The sequence below is a fragment of the Leeuwenhoekiella marinoflava DSM 3653 genome (assembly GCF_900129005.1).
In the GTDB taxonomy this organism is placed as follows: Bacteria; Bacteroidota; Bacteroidia; order Flavobacteriales; family Flavobacteriaceae; genus Leeuwenhoekiella; species Leeuwenhoekiella marinoflava.
The window spans coordinates 267,014-285,600 of record NZ_FQUN01000004.1; the positions used below are offsets into that span (position 1 = coordinate 267,014).

Here is an 18,587-nt window from a genome sequence, read left to right on the forward strand (position 1 = left end):
TTTTCCGTTCTAATCGTTAAATAAAGCGCTCATAATTCTTCTTAAACCTTTGAATGCAAAAAATATAGCCAGAGTGGCAAATGCGATGCCTAAAACTAAAACCGGAATATAAAGTGGATGCTCTTTGTTCTTAAAGGCTTGGTAGATTATTCCTGGGCCTGTAAACATAAATAATAAGGACATAGCCATAGTGCGTACGCCTTTTGCCAAAGCTTCTTTGTTAGTTGCCATTTAAGTAAAATGTTATTGCAGCTCGTACGGAGCCGTATTCTTTTAAAAGTCGTTCTGCTTCTGAGTGATCAACAGGTATTTCTGCTTGAATCATTCTGATTCCGCGGTCTACAAGTTTATCATTACTGAGCTGCATATCTACCATTTTATTTCCTCTTACTTTACCCAATTGAATCATCGTGGCGGTTGAGATCATATTAAGAACCAACTTCTGAGCGGTTCCTGCTTTCATGCGACTGCTTCCGGTTACAAATTCTGGTCCTACGATCACTTCTATAGGATATTTTGCAGCTACTGAAATAGGGCAAGAAGCATTACACGTAATACTTCCGGTAGGGATATTATGTTCTGTACAAATATTCAATGCATGCAAAACATAGGGAGTAGTACCTGACGCAGCTATACCAATTACAAAATCATTCTCATTGATATTAAAGCCTTGAAGATCTGCCCAACCCTGAGTGGCACTGTCTTCGGCATTTTCTACCGCTTTTCTTATAGCAGCTTCACCACCGGCGATAAGTCCAATTACCAATTCGTGAGACACACCAAAAGTAGGCGGGCATTCAGAAGCGTCAACTACACCAAGCCTCCCGCTAGTTCCTGCTCCCATGTAAAACAGACGACCTCCTTTTTTGAGTTGGATAACAACTTGCTCAACTAATTCTTCAATTTGTGGTAACGCTTTTTCTACAGCTAGAGGTACGGTTTTATCTTCAGTATTTATATTAGTTAGGAGTTGAGAAACACTCATATTTTCTAACTCATTGTATTTTGAATCTTGTTCTGTAATTTTTGTAAAACTCATAATTAGATAGAAGATTGTGCTTTTTTATCGGAATGAATCTAAAATTTATTTGTGTAAATAAAGGTTATAATATTCCGATGATTTCCACACGCAATTTAAGCTATTCAATAATTATAGACTCTGAATAGGTCTGAGTGATTATAAAATAGCCCAGAGGATAATTGTTTTCATCTGTTTCATTTGTAACATTTCCTCTTATTTCTGAAGGAGGAGCTGTAAATGGATTGCCTGAAGCTTGCCCAGATTGATTAATTATGATGCTCATATAATCAAAAAAAGATTTGTCAATACCCATCAACTTAATGTTTACTGTGTCCTGCGGGTTTAAATCTTCGTAGAAATAAGAGAACGAAAAATCCTGATTTTTGTAAAATGTATCTTCACTGGTTAAATAATTGCCCAGATCCAGATCAAAAAGGTAGAAGTCATCCTGATTCTGTGCATCAGTGTAATTAATAATAACTTCGGTTTCATCCCCTGAAAATAGGCTTCCATCCCCTTGAATTATTGAATTTATAGGCACAGCCGGAATAAATTTAGCATCAGATATGTAAACCTCGTCATTATAAAAAATAGTCAGTCTTAAGGAGTCTTGCTCCATAACATCACGCGGAATTGTATTAGAGTAAAATCCGTTTCCTTGTGAGTTTAAAGTAAACGTATTTTCTAAATTGTTTAAGTTGACAAGCGCATCATTTACTGTAGGTACAGAATCTGCAAAATATTCCGCAGTAAGTGTCAACCGCAATCTGACTTCAGTAAGAAATGTCTCAGCATCCGGAATTCTCATCAATGCATCAACGACCAATCGCTCTTGGGTTTCCGGTAAATCAACGTCAATAGTTTCTTGGCAGGAAAAGCATGTGATTCCTATAAAAAGTGCTGCAAAAATTGAATATAAGTGTTTCATTAGAACTTAAAATTATAGGTTACTGAAGGAAGAATACCAAAAATTGAAGTTTTTACAGCTTCATTTTGTCTGGTGTCTTCATTGGTTCTAAAATTAATCGAAGCGGCATTCATTCGGTTATAAACGTTGTATATACTAAAAACCCATTCTCCTTTCAATTTGCGATTTTTGTTATTTGAAGGAGTTAAAGTCGCTGAAATATCTAAGCGATTGTAGGAGGGAAGTCGCTCTTGATTACGCATTCCGTAGTTTGAAATAGATAAACCCTGAAACTGAGATTGACTCACCGGATAATTAGTAGGTTGCCCGGTCTGAAAAATAAAATTGGCATTGAAGTTCCATTTTTTACTGAGTTCATAATTTATATAGGCGCTAATATCGTGCGTTTTATCATATGCTGAAGCGTACCAGTTTCCGTTATTAATTCCGATTTCTTCTGGAATACGTCCCGGAGTTTGTTGTTCGCTTCTCGATAAAGTGTAAGCCAACCAGCCTGTAAGCACTCCGTCGTTTTTACGAGCTAAAAATTCAAGACCATAAGCTCTTGCTTTTCCGTTTAATATTTCACCTTCAATAGCATCATTTGCTATAAGCTGAGCACCATTGCGGTAATCCAATCTATTCTGAATGTCTTTATAGAAAACTTCAGTTTCCACAGAATAGGCTCCATCATTAATTTCTCTGAAATATCCTAAAGCATATTGATCGAGCAACTGTGGTTTTAAATACGGTCCGCTGGGGGCATAAACATCAAGCGGAGTAGGGGAATTGGTGTTTGAAATAAGATGTAAGTATTGCGCCATTCTGTTGTAGCTGGCTTTTACAGCGCTTTTTTTGCTCAATACGTAAGACAAAGAAGCGCGAGGTTCAAAGTTGGTAAAATTAGCAAGCGTGCCGGTATTTAATAAGGTATCTGTTACGGGGGCCGTCTGATAAATCTTTAAATCTGAATTAAAAATTAGTGGATTATCGTCTGCATATATATTTAAGGCTTCCTGGCCTAAACGTGTAAAATGACTGATTCTAAAGCCATATCTTAGCGTCAAATTATCCGTCAGATCTTGTTCTGCTTCGGCGTAGACCGAAAATTCATTTGCAAATTTATGCGTGAGCTGTGAGGCTATAATTCCTGAATCTGGTCGATTAGGTTTTATGGTTGCCGGATTGAAGCGATGGTAGATTTCATTAACTCCGTAACTCAGTTTCAGATTTGAATTGATATACTGCTGAAAATCATATTTAAGGTTAAAATTGCGAATCCCGGAATCATATTGAAAGCCTACAAAATCGAGTAGCAAACCGTAATAGTAGTCAGAATAGATGAGTGATAAATTAGAAAATAGCTTATCGGTAAACAGGTGATTCCATCTTAAATTGATAGTAGCATTTCCATACGTATTTATAAAACTTTCGCTAACGCTGAACAAGTCCCGACCAAAATAACCAGATAGATATAAGCTGTTATAATCGTTAAATTTATAATTGAGTTTGGTGTTAAGATCGTAGAAATAGGCTTTATTATCCAGATCAAAAAGCGGAAGAAATAAATGCGCATACGAGGCTCTACCACCTATTAAAAAGGCCGATTTATCCTTAACTATTGGGCCTTCTAAAAGCAACCTGCTCGCGACTGCACCAATTCCGCCACTGGCGTGAAATTCTTTGCTGTTTCCTTCTTTCTGATAGATATCTAAAACTGAAGAAATCCTACCACCATAACGAGCGGGAATACCTCCTTTATAAAGTTTTAGGTCTTTGATCGCATCCGGATTAAATACCGAAAAGAAACCGAAAAGATGCGACGAATTGAAAATAATTGCCTCGTCCAGAAGTATGAGGTTTTGATCTACTGCGCCACCACGTACATTAAATCCTGAAGCTCCTTCGCCAGCACTGGTAACTCCCGGAAGCAGTAGAATAGACTTAATAACATCTGCCTCTCCCAGAACAACTGGGATCTGTTTTATGGTGGAAGCCGTAAGCGCATTCACGCTCATTTGCGGTTTACGAATACTGAGTTTTTCAATATTCTCTTCAATGATAACTTCGTCTAATGTCTGGGTAGATTCTTCTATGATCAGGTTTAATTTCTTGTTTTGATTCAGATCTATAGTTTGTGTTACCGGCTGAAAGCCTATAAAACTTATCTGAAGTGTGTAGCTTCCTTTAGGTAAAGTTATGGAGTAGAAGCCGTACTCGTTTGTGACCGTTCCTTTATTGAGACCTGGTATGAGTACATTAACACCTATTAAAGTTTCATTAGAAGAAGCGGCACTTACAACACCGCTTAACGTGTAATTTTCTTGAGACCAAGCAGTTGAAATTGCAAATAGTAATAAAAGCGCGTAAATATTCTTAATCACGTTTTTAATCAAAAATAAGAGACTTGATGAATTAACAAGGTATTTTAAGAAAACATATAGAAATAAAAAAGGGTTCCCTAGATAGGGAGCCCTTTTTGTAAATAAGCTTTATGCCTTTATGAATTTACAATAGCATTTAGTGTAGCACTAGGTCGCATTGCAGATTCAGATTTATCTTCATCCGGAAAATAATATCCATCAAGATCAACAGGAGATCCTTGAGCTTCTAATAATTCTTGTAAGATCTTTTCTTCATTTTTTTCTAACTCACTAGAAATTTCAGCGAAATGTACCTGAAGTTCTTTGTCTTTATCCTGAGCAGCTAAAGCTTGCGCCCAGTATAAAGCAAGATAGAAATGACTACCACGGTTATCTAGTTCGTTAACTTCTCTTGAAGGTGATTTTTTATTATCTAAGAATTTGATTGTTGCTTCATCAAGCGTTTCAGCTAAAACCAATGCTTTTGCATTGTCATTAGCGTAACCTTCGTGCTCTAAAGAAACAGACAGTGCTAAAAATTCACCTAGAGAATCCCAACGTAAATGCCCTTCTTCTATAAATTGCTGCACATGTTTTGGTGCAGAACCACCAGCTCCTGTTTCAAAAAGACCACCACCATTCATTAAAGGAACAATAGATAACATTTTTGCACTTGTTCCTACTTCAAGAATAGGGAAGAGGTCTGTATTATAATCACGTAGAACGTTTCCGGTTACAGAGATCGTATCTTCTCCAGCTTTCATACGCTTTAAGCTGAAACGTGTAGCTTCAACAGGAGACATAATCTGAATGTCTAAACCTTCAGTATCGTGATCTTTGAGATATAAATTTACTTTTTTGATTAATTCTGCATCATGAGCACGTTCTTTATCTAACCAGAAAATAGTAGGCAAATTAGTAGCACGCGCACGGCTAACAGCGAGTTTTACCCAATCTTTTACCGGCTCATCTTTAGTCTGGCACATTCTCCAGATATCACCTTCTTCAACAGTGTGTTCTATAAGAACAGTTCCTTCAGCATCAACAACCTGAACTTGACCAGCTAGTGGAATTTCAAAAGTTTTATCGTGAGAACCGTATTCTTCAGCTTTTTGAGCCATAAGACCTACGTTAGGAACAGTACCCATTGTGGTAGGGTCAAATGCTCCATTTTCTCTACAGAAATCTATGGTTTCTTGGTAAATACCAGCATAACTACTGTCTGGTATAACGGCTTTAGTATCTTGAGATTTTCCGTCAGCATTCCACATTTGGCCACTGTTTCTAATCATTGCCGGCATCGAAGCGTCAATAATTACATCGCTCGGTACGTGTAGATTTGTAATTCCTTTATCAGAATTTACCATTGCAAGATCTGCGCGGTTATCTAACGTATCTAAAATCGCTTTTTCTACTTCAGCACGTTTATCTTCAGGTAATTTATTAACATCGTTTAAAAGATCTGCAAGGCCATTTTTAGCGTCAACCCCAATAGCTTTTAAATCATCACCATATTTTTCAAAAACGTCTTTAAAGTAAACACGTACAGCGTGACCAAAGATGATAGGGTCAGAAACCTTCATCATTGTTGCTTTCATGTGTATTGAAAACAAAACACCTTTAGCTTTTGCATCTTCTACCTGCTCACTTAAAAAGGTGAGAAGTGCATTTTTGCTCATTAAAGTAGCATCAATAACTTCTTCTTTCTTAAGTGCTAAATTTTCTTTTAATGTTGTTTTAGTTCCAGACTCGTCAAGGTGTACAATGGAAATAGAAGTGGCTTGAGATACTGTAACAGATTTTTCATTAGATCTAAAATCTCCGGATGCCATAGTTGCTACATGAGATTTACTTTCTTTAGACCATTCACCCATACTGTGTGGGTTTTTCTTAGCATATTCTTTAACCGGCTTAGGTGCACGTCTGTCTGAGTTACCTTCTCTAAGTACAGGATTTACCGCACTACCTAAAACCTTAGCATAGCGTTGTTTTAAAGCTTTTTCTTCATCAGTATTAGCATTTTCAGGATAATTAGGTACAGCAAAACCTTTAGACTGTAATTCTTTAATTACAGCAGTAAGTTGCGGTATAGAAGCACTAATATTAGGTAATTTAATGATGTTGGCATCAGGACTTTTAGCTAAAGCTCCTAATTCTGCTAATGCATCATTTACTTTTTGCTCATCATTTAAATAATCAGGGAAGTTGGCTAAAAGTCTTGCAGCAAGAGATATATCTTTAACTTCAAACTCAATACCTGCAGGCTTTGCAAATTTACTGATTATAGGAAGTAATGAATGTGTTGCTAAAGCCGGAGCTTCATCAGTCTTGGTGTAAGCTATTTTAGATGTTTTGGTTGACATATAATGTGTTCGTTTAATAATTTTTAAGCTATACCTGAATTTGCGAAATCGATTAACCTAAGTATATTTAAAAATTTTATTTTAAGAAAAATTAGTGGTTTGCAAATATAGAATTTTATAGCAGATTTTAACAGCTAAATTCTTCTTAAAGCCCTAATAATACGGTAGACCGAAAGCAATTTAGAGAATTAAGTCTTGAATAGGGTTTGTGTAGTGAACTAAAAAAAGCTCTGTTGAGATATTTAAATTTCTCAACAGAGCTTCTGATGTTTTGATTTTTTACCAGTGAACCCTTGAAGTTCCTAAGACAAGAATATTAGTACTTATACCGTAAATCAACACATAGAGATTAGTTTTTTCTAATCCCAATCCAATACCTTTATTTAAAATTACTGCTAAACAGTGATAACGATATTGGTAAAATAAGAATGCAATTATAAAATAGCACTCTTGAAACGTTTAGTGGAACTAAGTTAATGAAAATATTTAAAACGTTGTAGTTAAATTGAATATTTTGTTAACTTCTTATAAACCAATGTTGTTAACATTTGTTAGTAACTTGTTGCTTTAAACTAAAAATGCTCCTCAATGAGGAGCATTTAAAATATATTCTAAAAGAAAGATTATTTTCTAATTTCTTTGATTCTTGCTTTCTTACCAGTAAGACCTCTGAAATAGTAAATACGTGATCTACGAACTTTACCTTTTTTGTTGATTTCAACTTTTTGAAGAGCTGGCATGTTGATTGGGAAAATACGTTCAACACCTACAGTACCAGACATTTTTCTGATAGTGAATGTTTTTGTAACTCCTGTACCACGTACCTGAATAACAACACCTCTAAAGAACTGTGTACGTACTTTTTCACCTTCACGAATTTCATAATACACAGTGATAGTGTCACCTGCGCTAAATTCGGGGAATTCTTTTTTCTCTACAAATTCGTTTTGTACAAAACTGATTAAATCTTCCATTTTTAAGATTTTTTAAAGTTGTATAAAAGCAACATTCACGTACTTCGCCAGAGGTTGGTTCTATGAGGCTGCAAATTTACTATAAAAAACAAGTTGAACAATTGAAAATTCAATTTTTTTCAATCTTTATGAAAATTAGTCTTTTAAAAGATCAGGTCTTCGCTTAAGTGTATGTTTATAAGCTTGTTCCTCACGCCAAGTTTCAATTTTAGGAGTGTTTCCCGAGGTAAGTATTTCAGGAACTTTCCAGCCTTTATACTCAGCAGGTCTCGTATAAACGGGAGGAGCTAGCATATCATCTTGAAAAGAATCTGTTAATGCTGAAGTTTCATTACCTAAAACTCCGGGAATTAATCTAATCACAGCATCACAAAGTATAAGAGCGCCCAGTTCACCACCGCTAAGTACATAATCTCCTATAGAAATCTCCCGAGTAATAAATTGATCACGTACCCGCTGATCTACACCTTTATAATGACCACACAAAAGGATAATATTTTTTTGTAATGAAATCTGGTTAGCGATACCTTGATTTAAGGTTTCACCATCTGGAGTCAGATAAATAATCTCATCGTAATCCCGCTCTGCCTTTAGTCCACTAATGCATTTATCAATAGGCTCAATCATCATAACCATACCAGCACCACCACCAAACTGATAATCATCAACTTGTTTATAAGCGTTTGCGGTATAGTCTCTAAGATTGTGAAAGTGAACTTCTACAAGTCCTTTTGCAATAGAGCGCTGCATAATAGATGCTTCAAAAGGACTTTTTAAAAGATCAGGAACTACGGTGATGATGTCTATGCGCATAAAGCACGCTATAATTTATTAAAATGAATATAAATAAAGTATTGACTTTTAGGAGTTAAACTTCAATATATGTAAGTTTATTTGTTATTATTTTTTACAGCTTTATTGCGTTCATCCTGAAGTAATCTACCCATTTTTTGCTCTTTTTCAAGTGCTTTTTTACGGTACTCTTCATATTCAGTCTCAACTTCAGCAAGCTTTTTACGAGCTTCCTGCGTATGTGCGTTACTTCCTTTAAATCTTAAAATAAAGAAAACCAAAGCTAGAGCAAGGACAGCTACGATTCCCCACATCATTCCCATATAACCGCCTTTACTCATCGGCATTCCTAAGAAATAGATCGAGTCTTTTTCAGCGCGAGTTGTTTCAAGTGTATTTTCAGTTTCCTGTAAAGAATTTTTGAGTTCGCTAACTTTCGCTTGTTGTGAGTTTATTTGTTCTTGCAGTCTATTAATCTGCTCTTTTAAACCTGAAATACTATCTGCAGTATTACTTTTTAATTTTAAAAGTGAATTTTGATTAACCACTTTATATTCTTGAAAGTTATTAGATTTCTCTAATAAGTCTTCAAATTGTTGTGAAATCGTGTTTACTTTAGGCTCAGTTGCCTGTGTTTGTTCTTCTTGTGCATTTGCTCCTGCAATTACAAATAGTAAAAAAATTAAGCTGGTCTTTATAGTATTCATTTAGGCTAGTCGTTTTTCTGTTTTTGGGAAAACGGAACGCATCCCATCTTAGTATATTAAAAGTGCAAAAATAATCAAATCATCTTGTTCTTACTGTTTATTCAGAATAAATAGAATGATTTTATAAAAACGCATATTTTGCTGAATATAGGAAGTTAAAAAAAGTTCACTTATCTTATTCCTAATAATAGGTGAACCTTCTTACTTTGGCAATATATTTTGCAAGGCGAATGACTTGATGACTGTAGCCATATTCATTATCGTACCAAACGTATAAAACTACGTTTTCAGAATCTGAAGAAATCAGCGTAGCCTGACTGTCATAGATTGAAGGTGCAGACGAGCCCACAATATCACTGGAAACGAGTTCATTGTTTATCGAATACTTTATTTGTTCAACCAGATCACCTTCTAATGCGTATTTTTTTAATGTAGAATTGATACTTTCAACAGTCGTTTTTTGATTCAGTTTTAGGTTTAAAATAGCTAGCGAACCATTAGGAACGGGAACTCTAATTGCATTAGAAGTTAATTTCCCTTCTAATTCAGGCAAAGCTTTAGCAACTGCTTTACCCGCACCGGTTTCAGTAATGACCATATTTAAAGCAGCAGCACGACCTCTTCTATATTTAGAATGCATATTGTCAACTAAATTCTGATCGTTTGTATAAGCGTGAATGGTTTCTAAATGACCGGTAGCAATTCCAAAACTTTCTTCAACGGCTTTTAAAACCGGGGTTATGGCATTTGTTGTACACGATGCCGCAGAAAAAATAGAAACTTCATCAGGGTTATATGCAGTGTGATTTACACCATGAACTATATTTGGAATACCTTTTCCGGGGGCTGTTAGCAAAACTTTTGAAGCACCTTTGGCAATTAAATGTCTGCTCAGTTGCTCTTTATCTCTAAAAGCTCCGGTGTTGTCAATGATCAAAGCATCATCGATTCCAAAGGAAGTGTAATCTATATCTTCCGGAGCATTAGAACTAATTATAGTAACAGTGGTTCCATTTATAATGAGGGCTTCCTTTTCAATACTAATATCTATAGTTCCCGGAAAATCTCCGTGTATGCTGTCGCTTTTCAGGAGAGAAGCTCTTTTTCTCAAAATAGATTCAGTAATCTCACCACGAACTACAATTGCTCGTAGTCTAAGTTGACTTCCGCTTCCGGTACGCGTCATGAGTTCGCGAGCTAGTAATCTGCCGATCCGTCCAAAACCATAAAGAACCACATCTTTAGGAATAATAGTATTTGAAGCTTCGGCATCTTTTAATTTATAATGTACAAATCCAGAAGCATCCGTATAATCGTTATCTTCTAAATGGTATTCATAGGTGAGTTTGCCAATATCTAATTTAGCAGGAGGGAAGTTTGCCTGTAAAATTGCTTTAGCTATCTCAACACTATCAAAAATTGAAATAGGCTTTTGTACAAAAGCGCCTGCATAAGCGTGCAGATTGAGTATTTCGCTCACATTTCTGTCTATCAATTGATTTCGGAATAAGACCAGTTCAATATTCTTATCATACCAAAGGTCGCTGATGATTTTTATGAATTCAACAGTTGCTCTGCGGCGATCTGCCTGAAAGGCTAATTCTTTCTCGTATGTGTTAGAAGTACTCATTAGCGTATAAAATGTTTTAAAATTTTCGGCAAAGATACTTAACTATATCGTTTTCGTGATCATTATTTGAAATAAAAAAGCCCTTCACTCTGAAGGGCTTCAAATTCAATTAGCTAAAAGCTTTTTATTGAAAAATAATTTGCTTTTTCTCACCGCCTTTACTTACAAAATTTAAGCTTACCGGTTCGTTAGGACTTTTGTCATTCAAAATGCGTTTAACGTCATCAACAGAATTTACCGTTTCATCGTCAATTTCTGTAATTACAATTCCTTTTAGATTATAGCGTTTCAATTTGTCATTAGTTGCTTGTGCAATTATAACACCATTTTTTACGCCATATTCTTTAAGAAGTTTAGCTGAAACTTCACGAACTTCCAGACCGGGCTTTTCAATAACATACGTTGAATATTTAAGCAAGCTAACTGGCACAGTTTTGCTTTCTCCATCTCTACTGTACGTAACTTGTACCACATCATTAGGACGTTTAGTTCCTAAGTATCCTGACAAATCTGCAAATTTTGATATTTTAGTATTATCAATATTTGTAATGATATCTCCTTTTTGAAGTCCGGCTTTTTTAGCGCCACTTTCAAATTCAACGTAAGCAACATAAACACCTTCTACCGCATCAATATCTAATTCGCTCGCAATACTTGGATTTAAGCTTGTGCCACTTACACCAAGAATTCCACGTTGAACATCACCATACTCCATAATATCTTCAACAATCTTGCGAGCATTGTTAGAAGGTACAGCAAATGCATAACCTACATAGCTACCGGTTTGAGAAGTAATCGCAGTATTGATACCTATTAATTCTCCATTAATATTTACCAAAGCACCACCGCTGTTACCTGGGTTTATTGCTGCATCAGTTTGAATAAAAGATTGCGGATTAGAATCGTACTCGCTGATATCTCTGGCTTTCGCCGAAATAATACCAGCTGTAACGGTACTTGTTAAATTAAAAGGATTACCTACGGCTAATACCCATTCTCCAAGTTTCACACCATCAGAATCTCCAAAGGGTAGATAAGGTAGCTCACCATCAGCATCAATTTTTATAAGTGCAATATCTGCTTTAGTATCAGTGCCAATAACTTCCGCTTTATACGTTCGGTTGTCATTTAAAGAGACATCGAGCTCTGTAGCACCGTCAATCACGTGATTATTCGTTACGATATAACCGTCTGGCGAAATGATAACACCACTACCTGCTCCTACGAGACCTTTACGCATCTCACCACCGCCGTAGAAAAACTCTTGTAGACTGCGGGGTTGTCGTGAGGTTTGTACGTTTTTGACGTGCACTACCGCATGTACGGTGCGGTCTGCCGCTTCGGTAAAGTCAGCATTAGTGCTGCTGATAGGAGTTCCATTATATTTTACCGGATTAAAAGATGAAGTTGTAGTTAGGTTAGAAACTTCAGTTTGAGATTCTTCTTCCAGAAGCTTATATGCTCCCAGCGTAATACCACCACCTAAGATGGCAACAAACAATAGGCTTGCAAATTTTTTCATAATACGGTTCTATTTTTTAGTATAACATTATAAATACGAGTGACAGTATATCACGTTGCAGTATTTAACTTAGTCTTAACAAGGCATAGAATTTTCGCTTTATGTATTTTTGCGAGGCTTTTAAAAAAAAACCAGAAATGTCAATACCTTTTTATAAATACCAAGGCACTGGAAACGATTTTGTAATGATCGATAACCGTCAACTTATATTTTCCAAAAATGATACCAAACTCGTCAAAGCTATCTGTGACCGAAAATTTGGCGTAGGAGCAGATGGTTTGATTTTGTTAGAAAATCATGACAGCTTAGATTTTACAATGGTTTATTACAACGCAGATGGAAATCCGAGTTCAATGTGTGGTAATGGAGGTCGCTGTATCGTTGCTTTTGCAAAAGAGTTAGGAGTGATAGCTGACAAAACTACATTTGAGGCTGTTGATGGAGTTCATGAAGCTACAGTAGAAAAAGGTTTGGTACATCTTAAGATGCAAGACGTTACTGAAATTAAAGAGTTTGAAGACCATCTTTTTTTAGATACCGGTTCACCACATCACGTGCAATGGGTTGCTGATATTGATGCTTTTGATGTTAAAAAGGAAGGTGCAGCTTTACGTTATGGAGCGCTTTATGGCAAAGCCGGAAGCAATATTAATTTTGTTGAAGCAGTTGATGGTGGATACAAAATGCGTACCTACGAGCGTGGGGTAGAAGATGAGACTTTAAGTTGTGGTACAGGAGCTACTGCAGTTGCTCTAGCCATTCATAAACAGAATAAAGTTTCTCAAAGCAGTATCCCTTTACAGGTTGAAGGCGGTCAGCTTCAAGTGACGTTTGAACCACAGGAAGATGGATATAAAAACATATTTTTAATTGGTCCTGCAGAAAAAGTTTTTGAAGGCGTATGGAAGGTTTAACCTTAAAAGGACAACTCGTATACTTAAGAGCATTAGAGCCTGAAGATCTCGATCTGGTTTTCAAAATTGAAAACGATGAGGATCTCTGGGAACTTACAACGACATTGACTCCTTTTTCAAAATTTTTATTGAAGCATTACATTAAAAACTCGCATAAAGATATTTATGAAGCTAAACAATTGCGTTTGGTTATCTGCAAAGCTATTGATGACGAGGCTTTAGGAATGATAGATTTGTTTGATTTTGATCCCAGAAACCAGCGTGCCGGTCTGGGGATTTTGATTTTTAGTACATCAGATCGTGGTAAGGGTTATGGAGCAGAAGCACTCGATTTAATTACACGTTATAGTTTTAAACATTTGAATGTGCATCAGCTTTATGCTAATATTTTAGAAGAAAATAAGCCGAGTATTAAGCTTTTTGAAAAGCAAGGTTTTGAGGCTGTAGGATTGAAGAAAGACTGGACTCGTATAGCGGGAACATTTAAAAATGAATATTTATATCAATTAATACATAAAGATGTACATTAAAAAAATAATTGCGGCGACCGCTTTAATAGGGCTGGTTATTGCCGGGATTTTTGCATATACTATTTACGGCAAATTTTTATCTCCTAATACGGCATTTAATAATGATGAAGCTCACGTGTATATTGCTTCAGATGCAACGTATCAAGATGTGAAAGCAGAGTTGGGACCTTTATTGAAAGATGAGGAATCTTTTGATCAGGTCGCAAAGCGGAAAGGCTACATAAGTAATATCAAAGCTGGTCATTTCATAATTAAAAAGGGTAGCAGTAATAATGATATTGTAAATTCAATACGTAGCGGAAACATTCCTATTAAAATTTCTTTCAACAATCAGGAGCGTTTAGAGGATTTAGCCGGTAGAATAGGACAGCAACTAGAGGCTGATAGCACAGAACTGATTTCAGCTTTTAAAGATGCTGAATTTCTAAAAGGGAATGGTTTTGAGGAGGAAACAGCGCTTAGTATGTATTTACCTAATACCTATGAATTTTACTGGAATACAGATGCAAAAGCATACCGAGACAAAATGTTTTCTGAATACAAGCGTTTTTGGACGGAAGAACGTAAAGCTAAAGCTGAAGCACAAGGTTTAACACCAAATGAAGTTTATGTTTTAGCTTCAATCGTACAAAAAGAAACCGCAAAAACAGATGAGCGACCTCGAGTTGCCGGAGTTTATCTTAACCGTTTACACAATGGTTGGAAACTAGATGCAGACCCAACAGTTATTTATGCTGTAAAAAAAGAAGCTAACGATTTTGATCGCGTCATCAAACGCGTGCTCTATAAGGATTTGGAGACAGATTCTCCATATAATACGTACAAATATGGCGGTTTGCCACCAGGCCCCATCTTCATGCCCGATCTTTCAGCTATTAATGCTGTGTTAAATCCAGAGTCTCACCAATACTATTTTTTCGTTGCAGACGTTTCTAATCCCGGCTATCATCTTTTTGCAAAGACTGTAGCCCAGCATAATGCAAACAGACAGCAGTATATAAATTGGATAAATAAGCAAGGAATTAACCGTTAAGCCAACAAATGTTAAATGTTTGTCTTTTTTTCAATAGGTGATTTTATACACGGTTAAATATCTAAGAAAAAGAGTTTTATTTCGTAAAATACAACACATTTTATGAAAACATTGATTTTAGTAAAAACTTAACCAATTCATTGTCAATCGCTTATATTCTATTCGTATATTTGCACGATAATATAGACTGGTAATTTAGTAGCGTTCATCTACCGGTCTGAAATTTAATTTATGACGAAAAACATTGTAAAATTAGCAGCGTTACCTTCTGTATTTGGTTTGGTGGCATTAAGTATGTCAGTTAAAGATGCAGATAAACCTCGTGAAAATTCTACTGAAGGTTTAGAGTTATTCTACACTGTACCACAATTTGATGAGACCGATACTGCTGTATTGGATAAGACTTCAAATTTAAATCTAGCCACGCCCGGGAAATCATTTACCGGCTTCAAGGAGGCATTGGGCTTTAAAGAGTCTCAAAACGATTACAAACGTATCAATCAATTAGGTTATTTAGGAAAATACCAGTTCGGTAGGAGTACTTTATTGCTTTTAGGAGTTACTGATACAGATGAATTTATAAACAATCCAAGGTTACAGGAGAAAGCATTTGTTGCAAATGCATCTCGTAATAAATGGGTACTTAGAAAAGATATTAAGCGCTTTACCGGAAAGGTTATAAATGGAGTTAAAGTTACAGAATCCGGAATTTTAGCAGCTGCTCACCTTGCAGGTCCAGGTAGTGTAAAAAGTTATTTACGCTCGGGTGGAGTAGAAGGTTTTAGAGATGCTTTTGGAACTTCGGTTTACAGTTATATGAAAAAGTTTGCAGGCTATGATGTTTCATTCATTGAGCCGAATAGAAATGCAAAAGTTGACTTAGATAGTTAAAATTTAAAAGACATATGAATTCTAAAAAAGCGACCGTCAGGTCGTTTTTTTAGTTTTGTATAATAAACAGCGCAGGCCGTTTATGTAAATCTGGTTTTTTATTTTGCCAGATTGAGATGGGTTTTGTCACAATGAATTCTGTAGGAAGTGTGATGTCACAGGCAATACAAAGTCGGGTGCTAGGGTGTAGCGTGCTACACAATTCATCAATCATTTTGTTATTGCGGTATGGAGTTTCAATAAACAATTGAGATTGGTTATAATCTTTAGAAATGCGTTCCAGACGTTTCAGTTCACTGCGTCGTTCTTTAGAATCGATCGGTAAATACCCGTTAAAAGCAAAGTTCTGACCGTTCATACCGCTACTCATCATCGCCATTAAAATAGAAGAAGGCCCCACTAAAGGAATCACTTGTATTCCTTTTTCGTGAGCAAGTCTTACTACTTCGGCGCCGGGATCTGCAATACCGGGAACCCCGGCTTCAGACATTAAACCGATTGATTTTCCTGCTAAACAAGAGTCTAAATATGCAGGAACTTCGGTAAATTCTGTGTGCTTATTGAGAGGATGAAGTTTTAAAGATGGCTGTGGTTTTTCTTTACAAATCTGTTTGATAAATCTTCGAGCTGTTTTCTCATTTTCAACCACATACTCGTCAATTTCAGTAATTATTTTCTGAACCAAACCCGGCATAACTTCCAGAGGATCAGTATCTCCTAATGTTACAGGAATTAGATACAGTTTACCGTACTCAGGTTTTATATGCATAAAATAGAATTATTTAGTCAGGCGCTCAGCTAATTTGGTTGTAGCTTCGTCAAGCATTTCGTAAACTTTATCAAAACCACGTAAACTGTCGTTATAAGGGTCTGGCACATCTACACGCTCTCCCGGAAATATCTCATCTAAAATAAGATGGACTTTTTCTTTATCTCCATCGTTGCGTACTTGCCCAATTACATCTTCGTAGTTGTAATTATCCATCACAAAAATATGATCATAGTGGCCAAAAAAAGCAGGTTTAAATTGCATTCCGCGTTGATCTGAAATGTCTAAGCCGTTTTTTTGAGCGACCGCAATACTTCGAGAATCAGGTAAACTGCCTACATGCCAATGACCAGTTCCGGCAGAATCTACTTCAAAATTTTCTGTATCTAATTTAGATTTTAGTAAACCTTCAGCTAGTGGGGATCTGCAAATATTACCTAGGCAAACCATTAAAATGCGTGTTTTCATTATAGGTAAATTTTTCGCGAAAGCGTAATTTTTAATTTATAGCAGAAAAGTATCAAAACTCAACTCAAGAGTTAATTACATCGTGAGTTTTTTGTTTAAATCTTCTACGTATTTTTTGAACTGTTTGTCTGTAGTTGATAAGTTATCAACGGTCTTGCAAGCGTGTAGAACGGTAGCATGATCACGTTTACCTATTTGAGAACCAATGCTGGCAAGAGAAGCTTTAGTTAGTTTTTTAGCAAAAAACATAGCGAGTTGTCTTGCTTGAACAATGTGACGCTTACGAGTTTTAGACTGTAGCGTATCTACATCCATCTGGAAATAATCACTTACTACTTTCTGAATATAATCTATAGAAACCTCGCGTTTGGTGTGTTTGACATAGTTGTCAACAATTTTCTTAGCAAGTTCAAGATTTATTTCTTTTTTATTGAAAGAAGAATGAGCGATTAATGAGATGATAGCCCCTTCTAGCTCTCTAATGTTAGTTTTGATATTATTTGCTAAAAATTCAACAATATCTTCTGGCATTTCTACACCATCTTGATAAAGCTTGTTTTTAATGATAGAAACACGTGTCTCAAAACCAGGCTGCTGCAATTCTGCAGAAAGTCCCCATTTAAAACGAGATAGCAAACGTTGTTCGATATCCTGCATGTCTACAGGAGCTTTATCACTAGTTAAGACGACTTGTTTTCCATTTTGGTGTAAGTGGTTAAAGATGTGGAAAAATACATCCTGAGTACCAGCTTTACCAGATAATAATTGGATGTCATCTACTATAAGTACATCTATAACCTGATAGAAATGAATAAAGTCATTTCGGTTATTCTTTTTAACCGATTCGATATATTGTTGCGTAAATTTTTCGGCAGAAATATAAAGAACTGTTTTATCTGGGTAGCGATCTTTTATTTGTACACCAATAGCATGAGCTAAATGTGTTTTTCCTAGACCAACACCTCCAAAAATAAGTAGCGGATTAAAAGAAGTTCCACCAGGTTTGTTGGCAACAGCCATACCAGCAGAGCGGGCAAGACGGTTAGAATCACCTTCTAAAAAGTTATCAAAGTTGTAATTAGGATTCAATTGAGATTCTATCTCAAGATTGCGAATTCCCGGAATTACAAAGGGATTTTTTAGTTCAGGATTTTTATTCTTAAAAGGAGCATCAACCTCTTGCGACTTCATCTTATTTGATCGGTTAGTACTCGGTATTTTTTCGGTGAAAGGTTGGCGGTTTCCGTAGGTGTTTTCCATACGAATAACATAAACCAACTTTGCGTGTTCTCCCAACTCTTTAGTGAGGGAAACTTTTAAAAGCTTCACATAATGTTCTTCTAACCATTCGTAAAAGAATTTACTAGGAACCTGTATGCTTAGTGCGTTATCTGTAAGTTTAACTGCTCGAATGGGCTCGAACCAGGTTTTGTAAGCCTGCGGGGTTATATTGTCCTGAATAAATGAGAGACAATTATCCCATACTGTTTGCGCAGTCATACTCATTCTTTTGGTTAAATTTTAAGTTATTTTTGTTTTCGGACAACTGAAAAGTGAGAAAATAAAGAGATCTTCGTTTCGTTCAGTGCGGGGCAAATATGTGAACAAAAAATGTAATAAAAAAAGAAAATTAGATTGCTTTTTTAGAATTTTTTACGCATACTCTTTCCGAGCTATAATCTAAGAATTTATTTGTTAATAAC

Annotated in this window: 17 protein-coding genes; 4 read left to right on the forward strand and 13 right to left on the reverse strand. The window is 35.9% G+C overall.

The window, feature by feature from the left end:
• Positions 1–9 precede the first annotated feature (9 nt).
• The 10 genes from BUB91_RS03350 to BUB91_RS03395 form a co-directional block, all read right to left on the reverse strand.
• Positions 10–231, reverse strand: a complete 222-nt coding sequence (locus BUB91_RS03350) for a DUF6095 family protein (RefSeq protein WP_073096987.1) — start codon at positions 229–231, stop codon at positions 10–12.
• Positions 221–1,039 (reverse strand): N-acetylmuramic acid 6-phosphate etherase, encoded by an 819-nt coding sequence (gene murQ, locus BUB91_RS03355; RefSeq protein WP_073096991.1) that lies wholly within the window; start codon positions 1,037–1,039, stop codon positions 221–223. The genes BUB91_RS03350 and murQ overlap by 11 nt, the downstream gene beginning before the upstream one ends.
• Positions 1,040–1,139: 100 nt before the next feature.
• A complete protein-coding gene (locus BUB91_RS03360; RefSeq protein ID WP_073096995.1) occupies positions 1,140–1,949 on the reverse strand; it encodes a DUF4249 family protein in 810 nt (269 codons plus the stop codon).
• Positions 1,949–4,309 carry a TonB-dependent receptor gene (locus BUB91_RS03365; RefSeq protein ID WP_128759298.1) on the reverse strand — a complete coding sequence of 787 codons (2,361 nt, stop codon included), beginning with the start codon at positions 4,307–4,309 and terminating at the stop codon, positions 1,949–1,951. Before BUB91_RS03365 ends, BUB91_RS03360 begins: the two co-directional genes overlap by 1 nt.
• A gap of 119 nt (positions 4,310–4,428) precedes the next feature.
• On the reverse strand, positions 4,429–6,654 hold the full coding sequence (locus BUB91_RS03370) for an NADP-dependent isocitrate dehydrogenase (protein ID WP_073096998.1): 2,226 nt from the start codon (positions 6,652–6,654) through the stop codon (positions 4,429–4,431).
• Positions 6,655–7,277: 623 nt separating this feature from the next.
• Positions 7,278–7,628: a 50S ribosomal protein L19 gene (gene rplS, locus BUB91_RS03375; RefSeq protein ID WP_073097000.1), complete on the reverse strand. Its 351-nt coding sequence runs from the start codon at positions 7,626–7,628 to the stop codon at positions 7,278–7,280.
• 135 nt (positions 7,629–7,763) lie between these two features.
• The gene (trmD, locus tag BUB91_RS03380) at positions 7,764–8,441 is read right to left on the reverse strand and encodes a tRNA (guanosine(37)-N1)-methyltransferase TrmD (RefSeq protein ID WP_073097002.1); all 678 of its coding nucleotides are present in this window, start codon (positions 8,439–8,441) and stop codon (positions 7,764–7,766) included.
• A gap of 77 nt (positions 8,442–8,518) precedes the next feature.
• Positions 8,519–9,127, reverse strand: coding sequence for a hypothetical protein (locus BUB91_RS03385; RefSeq protein WP_073097004.1), 609 nt, complete (start codon positions 9,125–9,127; stop codon positions 8,519–8,521).
• A 181-nt stretch (positions 9,128–9,308) separates the two neighbouring features.
• The gene (locus tag BUB91_RS03390) at positions 9,309–10,757 is read right to left on the reverse strand and encodes a glyceraldehyde-3-phosphate dehydrogenase (protein WP_073097006.1); all 1,449 of its coding nucleotides are present in this window, start codon (positions 10,755–10,757) and stop codon (positions 9,309–9,311) included.
• A gap of 124 nt (positions 10,758–10,881) precedes the next feature.
• Positions 10,882–12,279 carry a trypsin-like peptidase domain-containing protein gene (locus BUB91_RS03395; protein ID WP_073097008.1) on the reverse strand — a complete coding sequence of 466 codons (1,398 nt, stop codon included), beginning with the start codon at positions 12,277–12,279 and terminating at the stop codon, positions 10,882–10,884.
• A gap of 137 nt (positions 12,280–12,416) precedes the next feature.
• On the opposite strand from BUB91_RS03395, the gene dapF reads away from it, so the two are divergent.
• From dapF to BUB91_RS03415, 4 genes are all read left to right on the forward strand, one after another.
• Positions 12,417–13,193 (forward strand): diaminopimelate epimerase, encoded by a 777-nt coding sequence (gene dapF, locus BUB91_RS03400; RefSeq protein ID WP_073097198.1) that lies wholly within the window; start codon positions 12,417–12,419, stop codon positions 13,191–13,193.
• The gene (locus BUB91_RS03405; protein ID WP_073097013.1) at positions 13,181–13,723 is read left to right on the forward strand and encodes a GNAT family N-acetyltransferase; all 543 of its coding nucleotides are present in this window, start codon (positions 13,181–13,183) and stop codon (positions 13,721–13,723) included. The genes dapF and BUB91_RS03405 overlap by 13 nt, the downstream gene beginning before the upstream one ends.
• Entirely contained in the window at positions 13,713–14,756 is a 1,044-nt protein-coding gene (mltG, locus tag BUB91_RS03410; RefSeq protein ID WP_073097018.1) for an endolytic transglycosylase MltG, read from the forward strand. Before BUB91_RS03405 ends, mltG begins: the two co-directional genes overlap by 11 nt.
• Positions 14,757–14,987: 231 nt before the next feature.
• On the forward strand, positions 14,988–15,647 hold the full coding sequence (locus BUB91_RS03415; protein WP_073097021.1) for a peptidoglycan-binding protein LysM: 660 nt from the start codon (positions 14,988–14,990) through the stop codon (positions 15,645–15,647).
• 49 nt (positions 15,648–15,696) lie between these two features.
• Here the strand turns inward: BUB91_RS03415 and BUB91_RS03420 are convergent, their stop codons facing one another.
• From BUB91_RS03420 to dnaA, 3 genes are all read right to left on the reverse strand, one after another.
• The gene (locus tag BUB91_RS03420; protein ID WP_073097025.1) at positions 15,697–16,416 is read right to left on the reverse strand and encodes an SAM-dependent methyltransferase; all 720 of its coding nucleotides are present in this window, start codon (positions 16,414–16,416) and stop codon (positions 15,697–15,699) included.
• A 9-nt stretch (positions 16,417–16,425) separates the two neighbouring features.
• Entirely contained in the window at positions 16,426–16,884 is a 459-nt protein-coding gene (locus BUB91_RS03425; RefSeq protein WP_073097029.1) for a low molecular weight protein-tyrosine-phosphatase, read from the reverse strand.
• Between the two features lie 75 nt (positions 16,885–16,959).
• Positions 16,960–18,390 carry a chromosomal replication initiator protein DnaA gene (gene dnaA, locus BUB91_RS03430; RefSeq protein ID WP_073097032.1) on the reverse strand — a complete coding sequence of 477 codons (1,431 nt, stop codon included), beginning with the start codon at positions 18,388–18,390 and terminating at the stop codon, positions 16,960–16,962.
• Positions 18,391–18,587 lie beyond the last annotated feature (197 nt).